Origin of the sequence: Fulvivirga sediminis, assembly GCF_016757215.1 — a bacterium.
In the GTDB taxonomy this organism is placed as follows: domain Bacteria; phylum Bacteroidota; class Bacteroidia; order Cytophagales; family Cyclobacteriaceae; genus Fulvivirga; species Fulvivirga sediminis.
Genome location: NZ_JAESIY010000024.1, coordinates 1 through 23,382, shown reverse-complemented (window position 1 = coordinate 23,382; position 23,382 = coordinate 1). Strand labels below are relative to the sequence as shown.

Sequence of the window (23,382 nt, the reverse complement as noted above, 5' to 3'; positions counted from 1 at the left end):
AGTAAATTTAAGTTTCTTTTTTGAACTTAAACTGTTGACCTAATTTTTGGGGTATGATCATACCACCAAAAAATTCGCACACAACCATTAATTCAGGGCAATGCCGTTCTGAACAAAAAGAAAAAAGTTGTGATGAAAAAATAAGAACTGGCAACGAAATCCCGGGATCAAATACCCTGCCTTCCAACCAGGTGGTGCGTCATGAAACCAGAGAAAAAGTGCCAATGCGGGAGGCCGGGGGCGCGGTAGATGCATCCAACGACAACCGCAGCACTTTTCTCAAATTACTATCAGGCCAGCTCTGGAGCATGGCATTGGAGCTTCTTTACAAAGACTGCTATCTATCTCCAAGTCAGTTAGAGGTTGGTGAAAAGCAAATTATGAAATTCTACGAGCCTGTGAGCACCCAGAGTTTAGGTAAAGTCCACCAGCAATATGTATCAAGGATCAAAATGGCAGGAGAGTATATCGCTAAAGATCCTGAAAAGCGATATGTACAGCTGCCTGACAGGTATTTCTCTACACACAATCCATTCGGTTTCCGAGGCACAAAAGCCTGGTATGACAAGAAGAAAAAGAGAAAGGCACAAATTGAAGCAAAATCCATCCTACACAAGCAGCTCACCAGAATTCTTAAAGCCAAAAAGAAGGAAAAAAATAGGGAGTCTCTTAATCTTAAGCTATTCAGGGAATGCGAAGCACAGATTGCTAAACTCAAAGATAGCAGGTCCATACATCGTCCAAAGACTAAATATGGTGTGCGTGCATGCTGTTTTTTAAACTCTCATTAAAAAAACAGGGTGCGTGTGCGTGCGCACACTACTTTTTCATAATCAAAAAAATAGCTTACGTGCGCGCAGGCTATTTTTTTGATATTTTATCTGCTTAGAACTTATTTTTTGACCTGCGTGCACACGCGCATGCATATGTTTTGAAATATCTGAGGCAGTTTCCAGAGCATAGTGTGTACATAATAAATTTGATAATACCAGATTGATAATTTTATTTAAAGTTATGGAGTACTATCATTTACGACAATAAAAATCCCACCTCCTACACAAATTCAGGAATCAAACATAACAAACTTTATTTCAATGACTTAATCTTTAGTAATAGCGAAAACTGTCATATTTTTTTGTACCGAGGCACAATTTTATACCAAGGATATTTACCCATGCCCATTTATATTTACAACATACAATTCTACGGGACTTTAATACCGGCCATTACTTAAAAGTCTAATGCCAGCCCTGCTTTAAAAATCTCAGAGTAAAAGAAAGTACAGTGAATTGAGCCTAAGTATTCAGTTATGCTGCCTTTAAAAAGGCTTGTATATATTGAATGCAAATGCATAATAAAAAACCGCCTGTATAAAGCTAATGCTCTTACACCAGAGCACAAAGATGCTCATATGTAGGCAAACAATCACAGAAGCTGAGCTGACGAGCGAGATTCTGAGAAAGCTATGTATCAGAATTATATCTCATAATAAATATGAGATATGCAAAATGGATCAACCGGAGATTATGTAGACTGATCACCTATATACCGGATAGTAAAAATTTTAATAGCACTCAAAAACCAAAAGAAGATGAAACAACGTCCACCACCATGGATTAACAGAGGATCAACTAGTCAAAATTTGCTATGGTATATTTGCGGCAGCAAGAATTATTTCAATTCTTCTTAGGTGCGATTAGTTTTTTAGTAATTAGTAATTAGTGATCAGTGATCAGTATTCAGTTAGATACTACAACTAACGACAAATATTCTATTAAGAACTACCCCCCAACCCTTTCGCCAGAAAGGAAGCGGGAGGCCAGTCATGATACCGGGGCAGCGTGAGCCATTGGGGCGGCAGGTTTATTATGACTAGACTTTTGGTTACTTTTGGTCGATGCAAAAGTGACAAAAACTCCTACTTCTAACCATTTGCTCATACCAGCAAACCATGCCGCACAGCCCTTCGCGAACCAGACCGCTTTAGGCCAACACACAAGCCTTCGTCTGGTTTCAATTCCTCTTAGGTGCGATTAGCAGAACTAAGACGTGAGGTCAAAATGCGCATTCAAAAATTTCAATTCCTCTTAGGTACGATTAGCAGAACGATTAAACATATATTAAAATGCAAAAAAAAAGAAAATTTCAATTCCTCTTAGGTACGATTAGCAGCAGTGGGATACAGACATACCGCCTATTTACAACAATTTCAATTCCTCTTAGGTACGATTAGCAGCAGTGGGATACAGACATACCGCCTATTTACAACAATTTCAATTCCTCTTAGGTACGATTAGCAGATGTATACATAGAAGCAACTTTAAATGATTCTACAGAATTTCAATTCCTCTTAGGTACGATTAGCAGGATAATGAACCTAAATTACAATTCAATTCTTTAAATTTCAATTCTTCTTAGGTACGATTAGCAGTATATTAAATAGCAAGTTCAATGAAATAATAGCAAAATTTCAATTCCTCTTAGGTACGATTAGCAGAGGCGTGAATTAGATCATGTCTTTTGCTGCCTCCCAATTTCAATTCCTCTTAGGTACGATTAGCAGCGCTACTGGTTTCGGGTTTGGTGCTGATATAGACCAATTTCAATTCCTCTTAGGTACGATTAGCAGAATCAGGAAGCAGCTGAAGAGTTCTATAAAGGCCTTAATTTCAATTCCTCTTAGGTACGATTAGCAGCTTACTCTTCTTAATATAGATGACCTGGTAGAGAATTTCAATTCCTCTTAGGTACGATTAGCAGTTTGTAGGTGGTGAAGGCAACTATGATTTAGAGACATTTCAATTCCTCTTAGGTACGATTAGCAGAGGATGGGCTGATGAGAAATGGGCTGGAAAAATGAAATTTCAATTCCTCTTAGGTACGATTAGCAGGTTATCTTCCTGCCCTGCACCTACTTAACGATTAATATTTCAATTCCTCTTAGGTACGATTAGCAGGCAGGTTTTAATTTCGGAACTTTAGAATAAAAAATAAATTTCAATTCCTCTTAGGTACGATTAGCAGTTGACCTTTTTTCTTACCTGACTGATAGTAGAGCTTATTTCAATTCCTCTTAGGTACGATTAGCAGGCTGTTTGAGTAGCGATAAGAGGTAGGTTTATTGGATTTCAATTCCTCTTAGGTACGATTAGCAGAAATTCATAGTCACCTATAAAGTTATTAGTCATGATATTTCAATTCCTCTTAGGTACGATTAGCAGTGCAACTGAAGGAGATTGGATTATTAAGGGTGTACAATTTCAATTCCTCTTAGGTACGATTAGCAGTTTTAACGAGATAATAGCAGAAAATGATGATCTACAGATTTCAATTCCTCTTAGGTACGATTAGCAGAATTGGTAAAAAGGCAATATGTTTTTGATTACAAATTTCAATTCCTCTTAGGTACGATTAGCAGACATTTTTGGCAAGGAGAACCAGCAAAAGTTATTTTATTTCAATTCCTCTTAGGTACGATTAGCAGTTTGTTTTACGTTAAACATTACCTTATACGTATGTTATTTCAATTCCTCTTAGGTACGATTAGCAGCAGAGGCTGCAATCTCTGTATATGTACCTGATGCCAATTTCAATTCCTCTTAGGTACGATTAGCAGATAGGACTCTGAACCGCATTTCCTTTTATATCTACAAATTTCAATTCCTCTTAGGTACGATTAGCAGTTCGCATTCTTGCCCATCGGGGCTATCTAAAGTTTGATTTCAATTCCTCTTAGGTACGATTAGCAGATCCGTTACAAAAACAGCTATTGTGATTAAAATAACAAGATTTCAAAGAGCTTAATTCCCAAAATTATCGTCGACCCCTGATCGTATGATTTGCCCCGGAGGTTGACGACTTTATAAGTCATTAATTATCAGTACTATAATTCACGAAACACCTTTGCTGTACTTCATTAAATTCTTTTTTCCAGAAGGTCGACGATATTTTAATCATTTTCATGATTGATTCCTAGTCAAAAATCAAGTTAGAATATAAGCCATTACAGACCCACTCATTCTAGTTTGTAAACGCGATAAATCCTTTACAACCAAATTTTGACCTATTTTACTCTAGTAAGTTCATTTTTATCTACTTTAATAGGTGCTAAAGAAGAGTCCATTACCCCAAGCTTTTCATTTCTTATTTTCTCAAAATCAGTATTCCATTGATTAGCCAATTTTGTCCTGATCTCGTCGGAAAGTGGATCAGTCTTACCAGCTGTCAATGATTTGGGATGTGTCTTTCGAATGTATAGAAATTCATCAACATTGGAAATATTCATGTAAAAATAACTTCGTAATAAAAATTGGGTGTCATTGGCAAATTTTCTATTAGTAGAATACCCTCCTACCCTTTCAAAATCTTCCAAGTACATTAATGCTGTCGAATGCAAGAGTGGGAATCCCGTGTGTATATCTAACGCTTCAGACACATTTAAAGGATACCTTATTGCACGAATATGCTTATTGATAACGTCAAATCTTAATTCATGAGAACCAACCATTCTTATTTGCTCATTAAGCGAACCAGCAAGAACATTTAATCTATCAGTACAAGAGAGATCATCAGAATCCACAAACGTGAGAAGACCTCTATCACACTTATTAATTAATGATTCTCTGATCACATACGGACCAACATTGGGAGGATTGGCCTGGTAAAATGAAACCTCAGCTCCCCAATGAGATACTAATTGGTGATCAGTATCCTCTTTATATTCGTCAAATCCAACTAATATGTTCTGCCTATTAAACTCTGACTTAAGCTGACAATTCAAGCAGCTATTCAAATCCTTACAATCTCCTTTATGAGGTATGATCACATTAATCAAACTCTCCTCTGAAATCTTCCTTATCGGCTTCAATGGTAATTGCCTTACCTCTAATTTTTCTGGCGAAACCGCTTTATTATACACGAGATGTAACAGATAATAAGCCCACTCATCAACACCATGATCTTTATAACTACAGTAGTGAATGTTGAATATTTGAGATGAGCAAATGAAACTTCGTACAGGTCCATGATCTTGCCCATTTACCTTTGGTGGCTCCTTTCTGTCTGTAAGAAAAATGACGAAGTCTTCTTTAAAGTACAAAGACTCACTTTCGAGGACATCGTCAACATGCGGAAGTAGCTCTCCTTCTAAAACGATGACATAATCAAAATTTACTAATTCTGATATCTCCTTCAACGGCTGCCATATTTTAGTGGTATCTTCTGCCAGACCAATAAATGCAAAACCTTTGTCTATAATATACTCTATAATCATATTTTCAGAGAACTTGCATTCATACTAAACATCTCCAAAACACCATCCTTAAAAATAGGCTGGCCATCAGTCTCATTAGAAATATTTGCCTCATGAATGACCTGTAACCACATAGGTTCCCCACAAAATTGCCTAGTCATAACCCCATCCTCAGGCTTTTCTGCGAAATACCTGTGATCTTTGTAAAATACAGTTTTGAAAACGACATTAAAATTTAGTTTCTCTATAAGACTAATAAAGGGATTACTTTCATTAAAGGCATAATAGAAATTATCGCCTCTAATCTCCCACTGAACGCCCTCGAGCAAGTTTATTGCTTCAATCTTTTGGCCATCAAAACCACTTTGAATATTGGCCATGGCCTCCTGATGGAAAGCATCATCATTATCTATTCTCGTTGTAATTAGATGTTGAGTATTCTTCTGTAAGTGGGAAGAAATATCCTTTTGAAGGGAGGCTATAAACACTTCCATTCCCTGGATGTAACGTGGAAAAATAAAAGGATTCTCTTGTCGGATTACTTTGAAACGCTCGCGGACTTCGTCACAAGTATCAATATCGAAATAGATTAGCCATTTAAAATTTTTATTCGTTTGATTTTGGATTGAAGGCAAACATATCTGCTCAAACAATTGGAGTCTATGCTTTGTCCATGAATCATCTCTCACTGTTACTCCTGACTTATCAACCTGCCAGGCCTGATTCTTTACATTAAAGCGCGTGATTAGAAAATGTTCAAATTCAATCCCCATTGATTAACTGGCTCAGTAATTTAAAACATTGCCCATCACAGGACTTACAGGTTTATAATCTTTCAAATATGATGCGATATTGTATCCCACTTTATCTCCATACAATTTTTGACCGTTTTCAATATCAAGGATTTTTTGTTCGTGAAAGATCAACTGCAAACTTTTTTTAATGAACTCGGCACTTACAGGAGGAACCAGCACATTGGTAGTACTAAAATTTATAGTCTCCGGTCTGTCAGTATTCCATCTATAAGTAGCACACCTAACTCCCAACACATGACTTTCCTCTTGAAGTCCTCCGCTATCGGTGTATATTCCTATACATTTTTCTGAATTGATAAACTCGATAACCTGGGAATATTCAGGCCATAGTGGGGTAACCTGCATTCCTTGCCGCACAGCCTGATCAAAAAGATTTTCAAAACCATACTGATCGAGCGCTGCTTTTGCTGCATTAGTCATTACAAACACAACTTCCCCCCCTTCTTCCATATAGCTGATAAGCCCTTCCAGTAAAATTTTCATTTCAGCTGGCTTCATATTTTCTCTCCTATGAAAATCTACTCTTAACCATCTTCCCTCGTTTAAAAAAGGATATTCTTCAAATACAGACTTCTCAGGTTTTACACTCTTAATTTTATCAATCGCATCACTACTGAGCGAACCACTTAAAACAATTGTCGATTCATCATAACCTTCGCTTACTAGATTTTGCCTATTGACATGCTCCGGTGCAAATAACAATTGACAACCCACAGAGGCAATCCTTGTATCAAATCCTTCTGGAAAAGGTGCATCTTTAACCATCTTCCAAGCACAATTATTCTGCATGGCAAGTACATCTTCCACATTACCGTTCCAATCTAATACAGGGCGATATGAGCGAAGGCCAGCCTCCACATGCACACTGGTGCCACCCTCCTGCATATACCAAAAGACAGGAACAAGTCCTGCCGTAGAAGTGTCTCCTGACACTACTGGTATAGCCTGATCTTTAAGCCCAAATTCATTTAATAGTTCATATAACCAATTGATGCGATTGGCTAAAAGTGGCGTCCTGGCAGTAAGTGTACTCTGTACTTTTAAATAAACAGAAATATGACTTGAAAAACCAAGTTCATGCTGGGCGCTGGTAAGGTTTTTATCATAGTGTTGCCCTACATCAATAGCCAAAAAAGGAACATCATACTCATTCATACCATGAATTAAACTGGCCAGTTTAATATAGCACGGTTTGGTACCTATGAAAATCAAGTACAATGGCGACTGCTTCTCATTGGCCTTTTTCACCTGTTCAGTAACAATGTCCTTATTATAGTATGGTTTAATTTCAGTCATGAATAAGTTCTTCTTCAATCAAATCAATATATTCTTTATCCTCTTTCAGACTACCTTCTAATATTCCTAAACGATAGTTGATAAGACAAACCTGAAAATTTCGTTGTTCATTTTGCCTTTTAAAGTCAAACTCTGGCGTAATATATCGGACATCATCATCATGGGTCATATGCACAGCCATGCCCATCGATTCTCTCTTCAAATCATTTTTCAATTGTAGTCTGGATATCAAGTCAAGATCTTCCCATCCCCAACCTTCCAGCTCCGAATTATAGCCTCCTACATCTTCCAGTGCCTTTTTGGAAAGAGCGATTATGCCCGGACCACTTCTACTACTATCCAATAATCCCTTACGGTTCATTTCTACCAATGCCGTATTACCATTAGCGGCCTTAAATTCAATAAAATTACCAATTTCTACCAGCTCGCAGGCTTCAGGAAATTCTTCCGGCTCAGGCTTTTCCTCAAGTATTCTTTCCAGAGTAACGAACGCATTATTCCCCAGAGAGTCTTTCAGACACTGAATATCAAGTTTACCTAATATCACATCTGTGTCCAGCACCATAATATTCTCTCTGACAGACTTGTGAATCCCTAAGTTCAAAGTAAGGGACTTGTTGAATCCCTGGTATTCAAAATGAAGGATACGCACTGAAAAATCTATCTCCGCTGAGTCTACCAGTTCACGTACGCGTTGCCTATTGCCTCCACAATTGACAATAATAAAGCCCGGCTCTATTCCTTTTTCAGCAAAAAATGTACTATTATCCTTGAGGCAACGTGAAAGCTCCTCCCTGTCTTTCCACGGTATTATTATATCTAATGAAATCATTTGTCAATTTTAGTTATTGCCAGAAGACCATTTTGAAGCCACTTATTAATAAGATCAGTGGAGACTCCCTGATTGATGGCCTCATGATAAGTCAAGCCTTTTTCACCAATCTTATCCAACAAGGCTCTATCTCCATTTATAGTATAAGTGGCTGGCCAGGTAGGGTCATCAAGCTTGATGGTTTCATCATCTAGCTGTGTCCAGGGGTATGCAGTATAGACTTTGCTACCTGGAACAAAATCAGCACAATTCTGGCTTACATAATGAGAAACTACCTCGTAATACATCTCCCAATGAGTACCACTCTTTGTAGCTGGTAATGATGTATCAGAGAGTTTCACGGCATCACCGCGGTTTACCTGTATACGCTGAGTATTCTTATCATCATAATTGTCAATACTTTTTCTTGCAAAGTCCACAAGCGTACGGGCACAATGCTCGTAAGTAAATCCAGCATCAATATGATTGATACAAGCTTCCCTTACTTTCATTTTATCCTCCCCTGATAGTTGCAGTAATTGCAAAGCTTTGTCAATCCCAAGAGACTCATCGGTACGAATACCATTAGTAGTTACCCAAGTTGGCATAACGAAGCCTGTTACTCCATCCTTTATGGTATCCTTAAGACCTCCATAAGCACTACCAATCACCGCCACCCCACAAGCCATAGCCTCAACTGGAACATATCCGAAATTTTCATCTAAAGAATGCGTTGGGTGAATCAAAATATCCAATGCATTGTAACAGCAGAGCAACTCTTCGTCGCTAAGCTTCGCAGGTAGCATAATCACCTGTTCTTCAATACCAAGATCAGATATTAAATCCTCTATATACTGAGGGTAGGTATCAGTTACATAATCCAAAACAGGATAATCAACCCAAAAATTGCCTACAATTAAAGCCTTCACATCCTTACTATCTAGCTCCTTAGCTATCTGTGCAAATAAATGAAGAAATCTATGCAGGTTTTTCTGAGGTAATAATCGGCTGATGTGCCCTATCAACACGGTATCTTCAGGAATGCCTAAAACATCACGAGCCACCGATTGATCCATTGGATTAAATAAGTCCTCATTGACCGGAAGTGGTAAATAATAAAAATTTGGGCGTACCTCACCACACATGCTCTCAAAGATCTCAATATCAGAATGACAATTTACTATGATGCCATCACAATCCCTGAGGTTCGGTAGTTGTTCATAAAGAAAATCCTGATTAAGAATGGCTCCACCATGAGCACAATATATTACCGGGCATGAAATTTTACCTGCAACTTCCCAACCTATGTTACCTGCAAAATTTAAAAGAAGGTCAATGTCATATGCTTCAACTTGTTGTATATTATCGATAAATACCAAGTCAAAATCTTGTTGTAGAGCATCAATATAGAATCTTCTCGTACGATCTACACTTACCCAAGCATGTTTACCACCACCGGTTATCCCAATTTTGTTCTTCAAGGTTTATAATGTTTAGTCGTTAAGCTGCAAATCGTTTTGGGTTAAATTTTGGTCAAAAACACTTATTTCTTTGATCAAACAAGCTCCCTCAACTGAATCGCAGTTTTCAAAATATGCTTTAATTTCTGACGTATTGTTCCTCTTAAAAAGAATTAATAATTCTTCAATTTCTTTGTAATCACTAATAGCCACACCTCCCCAAATGTTATCGTGGGCAATGTTCATCCCGAGTGGAACAGGCTCGGCATAAGAAGAAATATCATGAAAATCATGATGAATAAGAATGACATCTCCTTCATACAAAACAACAGGAGACCTGCCTGAAACTGCCTTTTGTAAAGCACTTTGAACTTGAAGGTTATTAAAAAAACAGCCTTTCTGAATAAATACAATAGCCTCAGTATTGTTCTTATTTTTAATTATACCTTCCAGATATTGCGCATCCGCTTGAAGATGTTCTTTACAATCAATCGTTGTTTTAATCACCGATAGCGATAATTCCGCTCCTAAATTATCTACCTCGATAACTAAGGATTGTTCTTCTACCCGTGTCTGATTGAACTTATCTGAATTTCCTTTCAATATACCGCTATAACAAATCCAATTAATGAGTTCTTCTTCGCTGTAGGCATCAATTCTATTGCAGATTTCTATATTAGCATTATATGAAGTAGTATCAGGCTCATTTCGTTCGTGCCAGAGATGATAAGCCGTTCCTGATACTGTGGTCCAGTCCAGCCACTTATATATCTTCCATGTCATAAAATTATCCTCACCACCCCATCCGTAAAACTCTTCACTCCATCCACCTACATTATCAAACGGCTCCCGTGTCATCATCAAGATTCCTCCTGCGAAATTAATAAAGGACCGTCCTTCTCTATGGTCATTTTTTGGGTACGTGGAACGAGCCTGTTCAGATTCGTCAGAAGAAAGGTCTACCACCGTAGCATAAGGGGAAACCGCATCATATTTATCTAGCAGGGAAATACCTTGCAATAAATTATCATGATTAAGTAAAAGATCTGCATCTGCAAACACGAGATAATCCGTAGTTGCCGCTTCTGCCCCTACATTAAGAGCCCAACTTTTATTAAAGAGATAAGGACTATAAATGTAAATTTTGGTTACCCATGTCTCCTCAAGGTGCAACTGTTCCTCTTGTCCTTCTTCAACAACTATTACTTCTGCATTTAAGTCTTTGAACCATTGAATTACTGTAATTAGATTTTTATAGTGACCCGAATGGTTTCTATAGGGGATAATTATCGAGAATAATGGCACCACGACTTTTGTCATTAATATTAATTGAGTGCTTTATATTCTGACAAAACCTGTTGATTTGGTTCTGGCTCTTTTCTTAACCAGTCTATACGATTTTTAGTGTTCCACCTATGTAACCATGAGAATCCCCACTTGCCTACATAAGGATCTTTTTGCTGGTAGATATCGTCTTTCATCACTTCGCTAAGACTTACAATAGTATACCCTCTATCTTGAAGTAGTGCTACTAACTGCGGCATAACATCAGCGTGTAATTCATTCACGTGACCAAGAAAAATATGCGGAATGTGTTTACCATGAACTTCAAGCGCCATCTTTTCAAAAAAAGTAAATAATGTATCTGTATGATCAAGATATTGCTGCTTTATTTTTTCCATTTTTTCTACATTTCCTTCCCCTTTAGCTCTTTTGTACAGGGCATTAAAAATGTAATCAGAACTCTCAACAGTAAAAGGAGCAATTGTATAACCCTTTTCTGCCAAAAATTGCTCGAATGATGCCTTTGAAGATGAATCTGATCCTGCTGAGTTAAACGGAAACCGAAAGTACTGCAGCTGCTTACCAGTATGATCTAATATCATCCGGGTAATTAATTCTCCTTTTAAAACCTCCGCCTTGAAATCTTCTAGTTTGGTATCATGAAATGACGGATGGCTGAATGTATGATTACCCAGATCCAAAGCTTTTCTACTGGCCCAGGCATTCAGAATTTCGGTTCTTCTATCAATCTCACCGGGTACATAAAGACTTTTCTCATTTACAAAGCCCGTCACAGGAATATTGAATTTATCCAGGTGACTAAGCAGTTGATCATTGATCTTTTCTATCTCATCAATGGTATATTCTGATGAGCCTGCCACGATGAGATCATCCAGAGTTATTGCAACTGTCTTATTTTGACCGATCGCGGCACTACTAATCATCACGTATAAGAGTAATATATATATTTTCCTCATCATTAAATTAGTCATAATTCATAAGAATAGTTTGATTTCAATTTTACCTGATCTAGTGGCAGGTGTCGCTCTACAGCACTTAACACCTCTTCTGGCTTGATATATTGCATACAACTCTGACCATGGATACACGATGAACCAAAATAACAATCACACCCCTGATCGGGCTGAATAATTTCCCCCAGATCAAATAAGTCAAACTCATGTGGATTGAATATGTTATTCATTAAGATCAGCTTCCGGTCTAGTGCCAGACTCAAATGCATGGCCATAGTGACTTGAGTCACTACAAGATCACACTGAGCGATAAGGGCGATAAATTGCTGTACGGAAAAGTATCCCGAATAAAATGATCCGGTGGATTGCTTTAGGGCTAAATTATTCTCATGTTCATCTTTGCCTCCCAATAAAACACAATAATATCCTTTATCCTGAAGAGATTTAATCAACGATTCCCAATATTCTACTTTCCATTGACGTGTAGGCCATCGCTGGCCAGCACCAGTATTAAGACCAACTATGGGATAATCAGTCTCTTTCTTCAAGGTTTTTTCCCAATGATTAAAGTAGTCCTTATCAACATCTAATATGTATCTTTCATCAGTATAATCAAGATGACAAATAGAAAAAATCTCATCGATATAGGATGCTGTATTTTGCTTTGACAGCTGATCGAACAAGCCTGTCAATAATTTAGGTTCAGCCGCAGGAGTTACAGGGGCAATTCCATTATCCCATGTAAATCCATATTTTTCATCAGCCATCACTTGCTTAAGTATTATGCAAGCCTCAGGTTCTTTATCCAAGTTGATGGCGATATCATATTTAGTGTGTGTGACTTCCATAATTTTTCTGGAATTCATCGGTATAATGTGATCAATCCATGACTTGGGCAGAACATCGGTAAAATCACTGATCCAAGTAATATGGCACCCCGGATAGAGCTCCTTATACTTTCTAAGTAATGGCGTTGTTCTGATAACATCACCAAGAGCACCCAATTTTATAATGAGGATTCTCTTAGTTATCCTAGAATACACTTGACATTCAGAACAGGTATGTCCCTCCTGTTTATTGGGTACACAAGGTATGTGGCCTTTATAATATGAACAGTCTCTTTTTACGCTCTCCCAATTCATAGAATGCCTTACTCTAATTTCAATTTGTAAACCGAATATTATGAAACAGCAGCTTCCTGAAGCTGACTAAAGTGGTTTTCTAATTTTTGCTGAATCAATGGATAACTTACTTCCACAAATTTCAGGAAGGCTTTGGCAGTAGTATCGGCACCGGCGTTGTATGGAAGGTCTATCTTAACCCGCCCTTTACCATGATACCAATCATGATCTTCTATCACCTCGTACTCAGAAAATTCCTCAGAAAGTACATCTTTTAACTCTCCCAAAGAAGCCTGCAAGAACTTAACCTCTTCACTTTCTAAGTGAAATTCAAGGCCAATTTTTTCGGAAGAAGATTCATAATCAAGAAGTTCAAAATGCACAGAACGTGGCCACCCCTTAGGTAATACCCTACGAAAATGAGGAAATTTACTACGAAGCATAAATTCCTTAGAAGGTGAAAGTTCTTCATATTCGTCAATGATCTCCTGCAAATAATCATTAGTTGCTTCTGAAGGTGCAGATAACTTAAAAACTTTAAGCCCTACAAGTCGCTCACTTTCCTCTATCTCTTGCTCAGTGAAAGATATCGGCTGAAGCTTATTAAAGTCGACTGTATAGTTTTTTAACATTTCCCAGTCCATAGCTTCACCTTTTTCTTCTCTCTCAAGAATTTCCATTAAAAGCGTAACTGAACGTCTGTAATGTCCAATTCCTAAAAAAGCCTCACTAAAAGAAAGTGAAGGAATATATTTTGGAAATAAAGTATTTAGCTGATTAATCACCTTAATAATAGCGTTACGATGCCCATTAGACATTTCGAAACCTAGTAGGTGTGCAAAAGTAGCTAGTTCTATAATATGTCCAGCATAGTATAGGTGGTTTTCAAAATAATCTCTAATCGCCATTACCTCACGAAGTTCGTAAGCTACACTATCCTCTTTTATATCGTGTTTTTCGTCAATTGCCTTTATGGCCTCGTCAAGAATAATGGACAATAAATAGATCATATTCAACTGTCCTTCCAGGAAGTACGGGGCAATTTCTTGATATGATTCGAAGCCATTTATACGTGTAGATATGGCACATAGGCCTTCTGTTAAATGAAACTTACGGCAAACACGGAAGGTACCTTCTACATGCGTGGTGGTAGCCCATTCCATGAGTTCTTCCAAATCTGCATTATCGCGATCCCGAAATTCGAAAGGTTTAATATCCTTTTTGTCTTCAAGAAATGATAGCGCAAACAATAGATGACCTAACTCTTCGCCATCTTTATGATTGATATAACGACTATTTTCAGCTACCTCAGCTAAGGTATGTTGTCTTTTCCCAAACTTCTCACCTCCATCTATCCCAGCCATCACTGAATAAGCAAAACTTTGCCAGGGGTGGAAGTCTCCTTCCGGTAGGCACTGTAATATATGAGGACGGTTCTTATCATCGTAATGAACAAAATCCTCGAAGTAATCTAATAAATGTTCATTATTTACTGCGGCATTACCCCATCCATTAATTATATGACATAAGTTAGGTAAGCTATCCCGTTCAATTATTTCCTCAAGATTAGTCTTCATCAATCTCGAGGATAAATGATTAACGGATTTTGCACTCTCCCAATCCAGTTGCTGCCTTTCCTTCTCAAAATACTCCCTTGTATCTTCAAAAATTCTTTCCGCCCTCTCAGAAAGGTCTAAGGGCCACCAAAAATTGCTCATATATTAAATCTAGATATTTGCGTATATTTTTATTTTCAGCAAATTGCCATGCAGAAGATTTTCAGCAATTTGCATTTAACCTCTCCCTGAGATATGGCATTCAGGTCGATCTAAGTGTAAATCCTATAAAATTAGTACAGGTGGCAAAACCACCTGTACCTTTGAGACTGATAATAAATTATAAATGCTCATATTCACAGCAACCTTGAGTACAACATCCTGCGATGATGTAATCTCTGCTTTTGAATCCACCTTTAAGGTTAGCCTGTCCCATTTTGGAAATCATCATATCCTTAACTTTTTGGATATCCATTTTTTTCTTGCTCATAATAATAATTATTTTAGTTAGTAAAGTGTTAAAACTAAATAACTGCAATCATAATAACAATATTAATACAATAATTATTAATTTTTTTAATTAGCTTTCATTAAAAAACCATATCACAACCCACTAACCACCTATAAATGTGGCACTTACAAATTCACCTATATCACGTACATTTTTCTTCCAACAGTTTTGAGATGGTGGCATTAACTACCCTAGCTATAGCCGGCATTTCATGATGAATAAAGAAATGTCCTCCATTATACTCATGAATTATACAACTTCCCGAGGTATACTCTTTCCAGCCCAAAACTTGCTCCTCGTTGAGATCGTCTTCTTTTCCTGTAAAAACGGTGATATCGATATCAGATTGTTTAAAGCCGGCTATATCAGGTGAAGTTTCTGCAATCCTGAAGTCATTTTTCAACAAGGGTAGAAAGAGCTCTAATAATTCCGGATGTTCAAAAAACTCTGGAGGTGTGCCGCCAAGTAAAAGGATTTCATCTTTAAACTGCTTTTCATCCATCTTATGATATTTTTTCTGATCAAGTCTATTCACTTGTATTGCCCCTCTTCCCGAGAAGAACAAATGACTCGGAGTTATACTCATTTTATCTTTTAAGCGAACGGTTAGCTCATGGATCAACAAGCTTCCCATGCTGTGGCCAAAAAAGGCAAATGGAGCGGACTGAACCTGTGGTGCTACAATTTTATAGATATCATCTACAGCGTCTGCCAGACCTGAATATAAATCATCGCCTATTCTTCTACCTCTGCCTGCCAGTTCTATAGGTATAAACTCGATATCATCATGTATAAGCGATTTTAGTCCATGATAAATATTTGCTGAACCTCCTGCGTATGGAAGGGCAAATAGTTTTATTTTACTCATCTAATAAATGAAATTTAAAATTAAATTAATCGCAGCGAGTTATATTCCCATCTGCAGCATTATTCCTTATTAATTAACGTCCTGATTAATTAACGTCCTGTACCAAAACGTCCTCTACCTTATAATTATTGGACACGAATGAAGGACTTCCCGTATAGAGCTTTAGAATTTTATCCGCCATGTTGAAATAATGATCATCATGTGTAATCGCTATGACGATTTTATTATTCCTTTTCATCTCCGGAATCAATTGTCTATAAAAGAAATTTCTATATTCAGGATCCTGATCAGCAGCCCATTCATCAAAAAGGTATATGGGATGATCTTCGAGATAGCATTGCAGAAGACCTAATCTTTTTCTTTGCCCCGCAGAAAGCTTGGTGGTACTAAAATGTCCATCCTTTATAGTGACCTTCCCCGTTAAACCCAGCAGCTTCAAATATCGTTCTACCTCATCTTCCTTATTTGTAAGGTCTACATTATAAATTTTATCAAATAAATGCATAGGACTAAAAACAGCAGAAAAATACTCTCCTATATTTTTAACTTCCTTACCATCCACTAATATATGCCCTGAACTTCCAGCATAAAGCCCTGTCAAAAGCTTGGCAAAGGTAGTTTTGCCACTTCCATTGCCACCTATAATGAATAGCGCCTCTCCCTTTTTAACTGACAAATCTATAGGACCAACTTTAAATGGCTTAGAATCTACAGCTGCCTGATATTCAAATGAGAGTGACTCAATTTTCAACTCGTCTACTGACGTAACAGGCTCGCGAAGTGCTGAGGCTGCCCAATCATAATTAGCAGGGATCTCATTAAGAAACTTTTGTATCCTTGTCCATGCGATTTTTAATTGAACTATTGATGGGGCCGCACTTAATAATTCATTGATAGGCCCTATTAGGTACAATAAAATAATGACAAAATTGGTAATCACGTAGTTCTCAATTCCAGGCATTAGGCTTGGCAAAACAATGGCTACAACACCCAAAACCAATATTAGCGAGGACTCGCCAATGAGGAAGGCATTAATAAAGTTGATTTGTGCCGTGTATATTTTAGTCTTAAAATCTCCTGTAGTTTTTTCTATATCAGCATGATAGCCCTTCTTTTTACCATGATGCAGAGATAACTCTTTAAAACCTTCTACCAATCCGGTAATTTGCCACATAAATTCATCACGCGTATCTCTGGCGATTTCCAAATGCCCCTGAGCCCTTCTGCTTACAAAATAGTAGAAGGTGGTAATAGAAACGATAAGAGTTAGCGTCAACATAGTAGCCCAAAATGCTACAGTTGCCATGTAAAAGAATGCTCCACCTATTGTGATTGTATTCCGGATAATTGTCACGATCATACCTGTGGAGTTTCCAACTACAGATACATCATCATTGAGCGTAGCATAAACCCTTCCCTTTCTTAGTTTCTCGAAGTTTTGGTATGAAGTTGAAAATATCTTCGAGATCATTTCCAGCCTTATCTCATAAATAAGATTTTGCGTAACTCTGACAATTTTAGTTTGCACATGTTTTCTTCCTAAAACATAAATGCTCATAGCTATTAGAAAATAGAATACCAAGTATTCCAAATCCATAACATGTCTCAATGAGGAAGTAATAATAAAAATCACTACCATATTTGAAATACCCGTAATAATACTGAAAAGGACAATTTTCGGTAATTCCCTCTTTACTTCGTTGGGCTCAGGAAAAAGTTGTGCTACAAAAAACACAATATAACTTAAAATCATGGATATGATCAGCAACGAGACCATCGTACCAAAGCTGAATGGCATCCATACGCTGATGGTATCCCAATTAAGGTTACCCAATGCCTTTGGGAGCAAATAGATGACAAACAAAAGAGGTATACAAAAAGTTACTGAAGCCAGGCTGCTTAAGATTATCCGTACTGTTGGAGCTTTAAAATGTCTTTTACCCTTACTTATATCATAGATCGTTTTACCTAGAAACACAGTCATGATCAAAAGATATATGCATAATATAATGGACACTACAGAAAAGGCTTTGTCGTCACCATTACCCTCGGCCATTACTCTTTCTTCATCAGGCTCCTCTCCCTTAATAATATTTAAAGCCTGATAGGCAATTTCGCTCATCATCTCATTTTTAGAATTACTAAGTATGGCGATAGCAATTCCCTCCTCTGGCAATAATGATATATGACTGCTGTAGTTTGGATTTTGTCCATGATGAAATACTCTTTTATCTCCTCTTAGAGATACCTCCCAACCCATGGCATAATATGAAAGATTAGTAGGAGCCACTCGATCATCTGCCATATGAGACTGATGTATCTGCTCAGATAAATCATTGGATATCTGGCCCAATTGAATTCTCAACCATCGCGCCATATCATTGGCATTAGAGATTACATAGCCAGCGGCATTATTACCTCTGTAGACAGGGGCCTGATAGGCTTTTGATTGAAAAAACGAACTCTTATAGCCGACCGTCATTTTTGCTGAGTCCTTAGGTATACCTATGCTGGTATGAGACAATCCTAATGGATTGATGACATTCATTTCCAGAAAATTTTCAAAAGTATTTCCTGTGATTTTTTCTATTACAAGTGCCAGCACATCATAATTGATAGTCGCATACTCAAACGCTTCTGACGGTTCAAACCTTAATTTCTGTCCTTTTAGTGTTTCTACCGTACGAAGTAATGCTTCTTCATCATCAGCCTCTGGAATATCAGCAATGGTCTCCCAAGGAATACCACTGGTATGGTGGAGCAAATCTCTAATAGTCACGTCTACCGCCTTATCGGCATAAGTAAATCCAAGCCATGGCAAATGATTGGATACATTGTCGTCTAAGCTCAGTTTCCCTTGATCAATCAATTTCAATACGGCTAGAGAAGTAAAAGCCTTACTCAAAGAACCTAATTGAAAGAGACTTTGACTATCCACTTTATCACGCGTTTCGAGGTTTGCGTAGCCAAAGGGTTCAATAATCGTTGATTCTTTATCAACAATTATTATGATCATCCCGGGAATATCAGCCTTGTCCTTTTGCTCCTGAACCATAGCCCGTAGGTCTTGGCTATATTCCTGAGCCTGAAGGGCTGAGGCAATAAATTGGCCTAATATCACGGCCAAACAGCCTAATATGTTAATGCTATTTTTCACTTCTAGTTTGTTAAAATTTTACCAAGCTCATGTTCAATTATTGCTAAGCTATCCGAATTAAGTATAGCCCAGTGGTTTGTATCTAAAGAATATTCTTTGATCAAACCTTTGGTGTAATTGCTCCAATCAAATTCTGATTCATTAGTCTTCTTCCATTCCATCATCTGTTGAGCTATGAAGTGTGAAATGGGGAATGCAGGCTCTATATCAATCTGAGGATGATACTCAAAAAAAATATGAGCGCTATAAACAGTAAGAAATCCCTTCAATTGATTTTCAGAAACCTCTATACCACTGTCCAAAATGCTTGAGTGTATTTTGGCAAATTGATGCTGAGGTTCGAGACCGGCAATATCGTCAAGCTTTAGATTAATAGATTTTCCGTACATCAGGCCATAAACTCCTGCGATGCTGTGAAGTTGTTCATCCTCATTCCGGAAAGGGTTTCGCTGTTCTACATTGGGAGCTGTAGCATCAAACAATATCAAATGCTCGACTTTATATCCCCTTTGTATTAGACGCAATCCCATCTCATAAGCGATGCTACCTCCAAAAGAGTATCCACCTATAATGAATGATCCATCATGAGGTTGTTTCAGTAATTCTTGCAAATACTGCTCTGCCATTTCCTCCACTGTCGCCAATGGTTTAGATAGCCCCTCAAATCCTTGGGCCTGAAATGCATAAACGGGTTGATCTTGCCCAAGGCGTTTCGCCAGAGGATAAAAAACCATCGGACTACCTCCTCCTCCATGAACAAGATATACCGGTCTTTTCGACCCATTTTTATTGATTGGTATAAGTACATCTGATTGTTCTTCAGATTCTCCATCCATCATCATCTCCATTTTGTGTGACAAAGAGCGAATATCCGGACATTCGAACAACGCTGCTATAGGTAATTGTATATAAAGTACCTTTTTCAGCTTTGCCATTAATCTCACTGCCAGCAATGAATGACCTCCCAATTGAAAGAAATTATCATCAATGCCCACTGTTTCTTTATCCACATTGAGTACATCTGCCCAAACATCTACTAACAAGCCTTGGAGTTTATTTTGAGGTGACTCGTAATTCTCCTTAGCCTCTAATTCAACTGCAGGTAATGACTTTCTATCCACTTTCCCATTGATAGTAAGTGGAATATGATCCAATACAATAAAATGAGATGGCAACATATATGAAGGTAGCATCCCTTTCAACTGGTGGAGCACTTCTTTTTCTCTATATCCCTGAGAAGGCACAACATAGGCTACCAATACCGTATCTCCTGCTGTTTTTTCATGTATGTCTACAACGCACTGTAATACTCCCGATACATCCTGCAAAGCAGCCTCTATCTCTCCTAATTCAATCCTAAATCCTCTAATTTTCACCTGGTTATCAGTCCTTCCTAGATATTCCAGTGAACCATCCGACAACCATCTTACTATATCTCCGGTTTTGTATAACCTTCCATCTTCGAGAAAAGGATTGGCTACAAACTTCTCCTGCGTAAGCTCTGGCTGATTCAAATATCCCTTAGCCACACCTGCACCGCCAAGATATAGCTCTCCCGAAATACCAACAGGCATCAAATCCATATCATCCCCGATAACATATGCCTGAACTCCTGACAAAGGATAACCTATTACATTACGCTGAAAAGACTCAACATTTTGCAGACAAATAGCATCAATAGTAGTTTCTGTTGGCCCATAATGGTTGTTGATCTGTACATGAGGAAGCGCATTCTTGATTTGTCTGATAATTGTGGCGTTTAAAGACTCCCCTCCTATACATATCAATCGTAGTTTCGACAGATCCTGATCCTCAGCAAAATATTCAACCAAACCTGACAACTGACTCGGCGTGCCCTGAAGTACGGTCACCCCTTCCTGAGCAATTAGTGGTGCCAGCAAAGCAAAATCACGTGCTTGTTCTTCGCTAGGTATAATCAATGTCCCTCCGGCATAAAGCGTGAGAAAAATTTCGAGAACAGAAACGTCAAAAACAAAATTTGTCGACAGACAAGCCACATCATCTGCTGTAAAAGATAGTAATTCTACCTCTTCCTTCAACCTTGACTCCAGACTTGCATGTGATATAATCACCCCTTTAGGGACTCCAGTGGTTCCCGAAGTATAGATAACATAGGCTGTATCCTCACAATTGATCTTATTTTCAGGTTTGCATGTAGGTTCACGAGAAATATCGATATCACCAATAATTAGCTGGTCGGTATTTGCCAATAATTCTCGATGTTGATCTGTTAAGAATATCGATACCTGAGTATCCTCCAAAATATACCTGACTCTTTCATCAGGGTATTTGTTATCTACTGGCACATAGGTAGCTCCGACTTTCAATATTCCCAATATACCAGCTATGAGCTCCGATGAACGCTGCATGGAGATAACGACCATATCACCTGAACTGACACCTCGTTCTGATAAAATAACTGCCAAATTGGTAGAAATATGATCAAGGGTTTTGTAACTAATATTTTCTTTACCAAAGCGAATCGCAGTACTCTCGGGATTATTTTTAACTCGCTGATCAAACACATCTAAAAATGTCTGATCAATTGATCCCGAAATAGGTGGTGCATTAAATTCGTGAAGAATCTGATCCTGCTCTTGTGCTGGTAGTAGGGATAATTCTTTTACAGGGATTTCTGATTGACTTACTATCGATTCCAGTAAGGTTTCGAATTGATCCAACATCCGTAGCACTGTATCTTCCCTGAAGAGGTCAGAACAATACTCAAAAGTTATCTGCAGTCCCCCATTACTTTCTGCGGCAATAAGGCTCAAATCGAAAAGAGCATTTTCTCTTGAAACACCCATGCTCTGGATAGCACTGTTTTTCTTTGCTGATTGATCTGCCGTAGAATTGATCAGGCTAAACATGACCTGAAATATTGGATGCCTGCTTGTGTCTCTATGTTTTTCGACACGCTCTACTATTTTCTCAAAAGGCACATCCTGATGGTCATACGCTGACAAGGTAGTATCCTTAACCTTCTTCAGTAGATCAAGAAAATTTTCATCTTTATTAACGTCTGTTCTGATGGCCAGGGTATTCACAAAAAAGCCGATTAAAGGCTCTATCTCTTCTTGCTGCCTATTAGCTACCGGACTACCAATGCATATATCATGCTGCTTGGTATATCTGTTTAAGAATATTTTAAATGCAGCAAGCAATGTCATAAAGAGTGTGACATTCTGTTGCCTCATGACATTAGCTAATTGATCGCTTAATGTAGTAGTAAGACGTTTTGACGCAAAAGCCCCACGAGTACTCTGCATTGCCGGTCTCGCAAAATCTGTAGGCAGATTCAATGGTGAAACTCCACTTAAAATGGACTCCCAAAATTCTAATTTTGCCTGCAGTACTTCGCCTTTCAGTCTATTTCGCTGTTCAATAGCATAATCAGCATATTGAATTGGTAATGGTTCTAAATTCGCAGGCTTTTCTTCCTTCCATGATTGATAAAGCTGCATAAGCTCTTTCATGAAAATCGGTTGCGACCAACCGTCAAAAGAAATGTGATGAACCACAAGAACTAATACATAACCTCCTGCATCAATACTGAGCAATTTTGCTCTTAACATAAGATCATTAGCCAGATCAAATGGTTTCCTTACCTCCCGATCAATTACCTCCTGTAACGCTCCCTCCGCAACTTCTTCATGGCTCAATGCCCATGTCTGTGGAGACATGATGTTCTGATATGGCTCTCCTTGCTCTTCGCAAAATACAGTTCTGAGTACTTCGTGGCGGTTGATAATTTCACTATATGCATAAGCAATCGCTTCTTTTGAAGCCCCTTGTTCCAATCTCATGACGATTGGAATATGATATTGAGTACTCCCTTCTAATTTATCTATAAACCAAAGTCGCTCCTGAGAAAATGATAATGGTATTTTTTCTGGTCTAACAATATTTCGTACACTCTCTTGACTTAACACTTTATCAAGGGAACTGATATAGCTGGCCTGTTCTTCAATTGTGGGTCTTCTGAATATATCCCTTACAGCCAACTCTACCACAAGCTGAGTTTTTATCTTAGAAATTAGACGAATAGCCAATAAAGAATGTCCTCCTAACTCGAAGAAATTAGCATTACGACTGATAGATTCTTCATCTATCTTTAGTAAATCTGCCCAAATAGATGCCAATGTATACTGAACCTCGTCTAAAGGTGGTTTAAAGTCATTTTCAAATGATCTTTGTGGCTCAGGCAATTGTTTCTTATCAACTTTACCACTCGGCAAGAGCGGCATCTCATCTATG

General features: G+C 38.0%; 14 protein-coding genes and 1 CRISPR repeat array. Of the genes, 1 reads left to right on the top strand and 13 read right to left on the bottom strand.

All coding sequences use genetic code 11. From position 1 onward, the window contains the following. The first annotated feature begins 53 nt into the window (after window positions 1-53). Complete coding sequence (locus JL102_RS23020; RefSeq protein WP_202246832.1) at window positions 54-791, top strand: hypothetical protein; 738 nt, start codon at window positions 54-56, stop codon at window positions 789-791. A gap of 1,219 nt (window positions 792-2,010) precedes the next feature. After that, a CRISPR array of direct repeats spans window positions 2,011-3,749; the repeat unit is 30 nt; unit sequence ATTTCAATTCCTCTTAGGTACGATTAGCAG. A 314-nt stretch (window positions 3,750-4,063) separates the two neighbouring features. Here JL102_RS23020 and JL102_RS23015 read toward each other — a convergent pair. The 13 genes from JL102_RS23015 to JL102_RS22955 all read right to left on the bottom strand — a co-directional run. Then, on the bottom strand, window positions 4,064-5,272 hold the full coding sequence (locus tag JL102_RS23015) for a hypothetical protein (protein ID WP_202246831.1): 1,209 nt from the start codon (window positions 5,270-5,272) through the stop codon (window positions 4,064-4,066). After that, window positions 5,269-6,024: a glycosyltransferase gene (locus tag JL102_RS23010; RefSeq protein ID WP_202246830.1), complete on the bottom strand. Its 756-nt coding sequence runs from the start codon at window positions 6,022-6,024 to the stop codon at window positions 5,269-5,271. The genes JL102_RS23015 and JL102_RS23010 overlap by 4 nt, the downstream gene beginning before the upstream one ends. Before the next feature lie 12 nt (window positions 6,025-6,036). Next, on the bottom strand, window positions 6,037-7,362 hold the full coding sequence (locus JL102_RS23005; protein ID WP_202246829.1) for a UDP-N-acetylglucosamine 2-epimerase: 1,326 nt from the start codon (window positions 7,360-7,362) through the stop codon (window positions 6,037-6,039). Then, entirely contained in the window at window positions 7,355-8,194 is an 840-nt protein-coding gene (locus JL102_RS23000) for a galactosyltransferase-related protein (protein WP_202246828.1), read from the bottom strand. The genes JL102_RS23005 and JL102_RS23000 overlap by 8 nt, the downstream gene beginning before the upstream one ends. Further along, entirely contained in the window at window positions 8,191-9,654 is a 1,464-nt protein-coding gene (locus tag JL102_RS22995; protein ID WP_202246827.1) for a glycosyltransferase family 4 protein, read from the bottom strand. The genes JL102_RS23000 and JL102_RS22995 overlap by 4 nt, the downstream gene beginning before the upstream one ends. A 12-nt stretch (window positions 9,655-9,666) precedes the next feature. Then, window positions 9,667-10,953, bottom strand: a complete 1,287-nt coding sequence (locus JL102_RS22990; protein WP_202246826.1) for a glycosyltransferase family 2 protein — start codon at window positions 10,951-10,953, stop codon at window positions 9,667-9,669. Window positions 10,954-10,958: 5 nt separating this feature from the next. After that, on the bottom strand, window positions 10,959-11,897 hold the full coding sequence (locus tag JL102_RS22985; RefSeq protein ID WP_202246825.1) for a polysaccharide deacetylase family protein: 939 nt from the start codon (window positions 11,895-11,897) through the stop codon (window positions 10,959-10,961). Window positions 11,898-11,905: 8 nt separating this feature from the next. Further along, window positions 11,906-13,033 (bottom strand): glycosyltransferase family 9 protein, encoded by a 1,128-nt coding sequence (locus JL102_RS22980; RefSeq protein ID WP_202246824.1) that lies wholly within the window; start codon window positions 13,031-13,033, stop codon window positions 11,906-11,908. A 38-nt stretch (window positions 13,034-13,071) separates the two neighbouring features. Further along, window positions 13,072-14,730 carry a hypothetical protein gene (locus JL102_RS22975; RefSeq protein WP_202246823.1) on the bottom strand — a complete coding sequence of 553 codons (1,659 nt, stop codon included), beginning with the start codon at window positions 14,728-14,730 and terminating at the stop codon, window positions 13,072-13,074. A 178-nt stretch (window positions 14,731-14,908) separates the two neighbouring features. Continuing rightward, entirely contained in the window at window positions 14,909-15,058 is a 150-nt protein-coding gene (locus tag JL102_RS22970) for a hypothetical protein (protein WP_202246822.1), read from the bottom strand. Between the two features lie 163 nt (window positions 15,059-15,221). Next, window positions 15,222-15,947, bottom strand: coding sequence for a thioesterase II family protein (locus JL102_RS22965; RefSeq protein WP_202246821.1), 726 nt, complete (start codon window positions 15,945-15,947; stop codon window positions 15,222-15,224). An 85-nt stretch (window positions 15,948-16,032) separates the two neighbouring features. Further along, entirely contained in the window at window positions 16,033-19,104 is a 3,072-nt protein-coding gene (locus JL102_RS22960) for a cyclic peptide export ABC transporter (protein ID WP_202246820.1), read from the bottom strand. Between the two features lie 2 nt (window positions 19,105-19,106). Continuing rightward, window positions 19,107-23,382 (bottom strand): non-ribosomal peptide synthetase (locus tag JL102_RS22955; RefSeq protein ID WP_202246819.1); only part of this gene is annotated, 4,276 nt, incomplete at its 5' end.

Coding starts and splice junctions, on each gene's coding strand:
- JL102_RS23020 (WP_202246832.1), top strand. CDS start 54: ATGATCATACCACCAAAAAATTCGCACACAACCATTAATTCAGGGCAA.
- JL102_RS23015 (WP_202246831.1), bottom strand. CDS start 5,272: ATGATTATAGAGTATATTATAGACAAAGGTTTTGCATTTATTGGTCTG.
- JL102_RS23010 (WP_202246830.1), bottom strand. CDS start 6,024: ATGGGGATTGAATTTGAACATTTTCTAATCACGCGCTTTAATGTAAAG.
- JL102_RS23005 (WP_202246829.1), bottom strand. CDS start 7,362: ATGACTGAAATTAAACCATACTATAATAAGGACATTGTTACTGAACAG.
- JL102_RS23000 (WP_202246828.1), bottom strand. CDS start 8,194: ATGATTTCATTAGATATAATAATACCGTGGAAAGACAGGGAGGAGCTT.
- JL102_RS22990 (WP_202246826.1), bottom strand. CDS start 10,953: ATGACAAAAGTCGTGGTGCCATTATTCTCGATAATTATCCCCTATAGA.
- JL102_RS22985 (WP_202246825.1), bottom strand. CDS start 11,897: ATGATGAGGAAAATATATATATTACTCTTATACGTGATGATTAGTAGT.
- JL102_RS22980 (WP_202246824.1), bottom strand. CDS start 13,033: ATGAATTGGGAGAGCGTAAAAAGAGACTGTTCATATTATAAAGGCCAC.
- JL102_RS22975 (WP_202246823.1), bottom strand. CDS start 14,730: ATGAGCAATTTTTGGTGGCCCTTAGACCTTTCTGAGAGGGCGGAAAGA.
- JL102_RS22970 (WP_202246822.1), bottom strand. CDS start 15,058: ATGAGCAAGAAAAAAATGGATATCCAAAAAGTTAAGGATATGATGATT.
- JL102_RS22965 (WP_202246821.1), bottom strand. CDS start 15,947: ATGAGTAAAATAAAACTATTTGCCCTTCCATACGCAGGAGGTTCAGCA.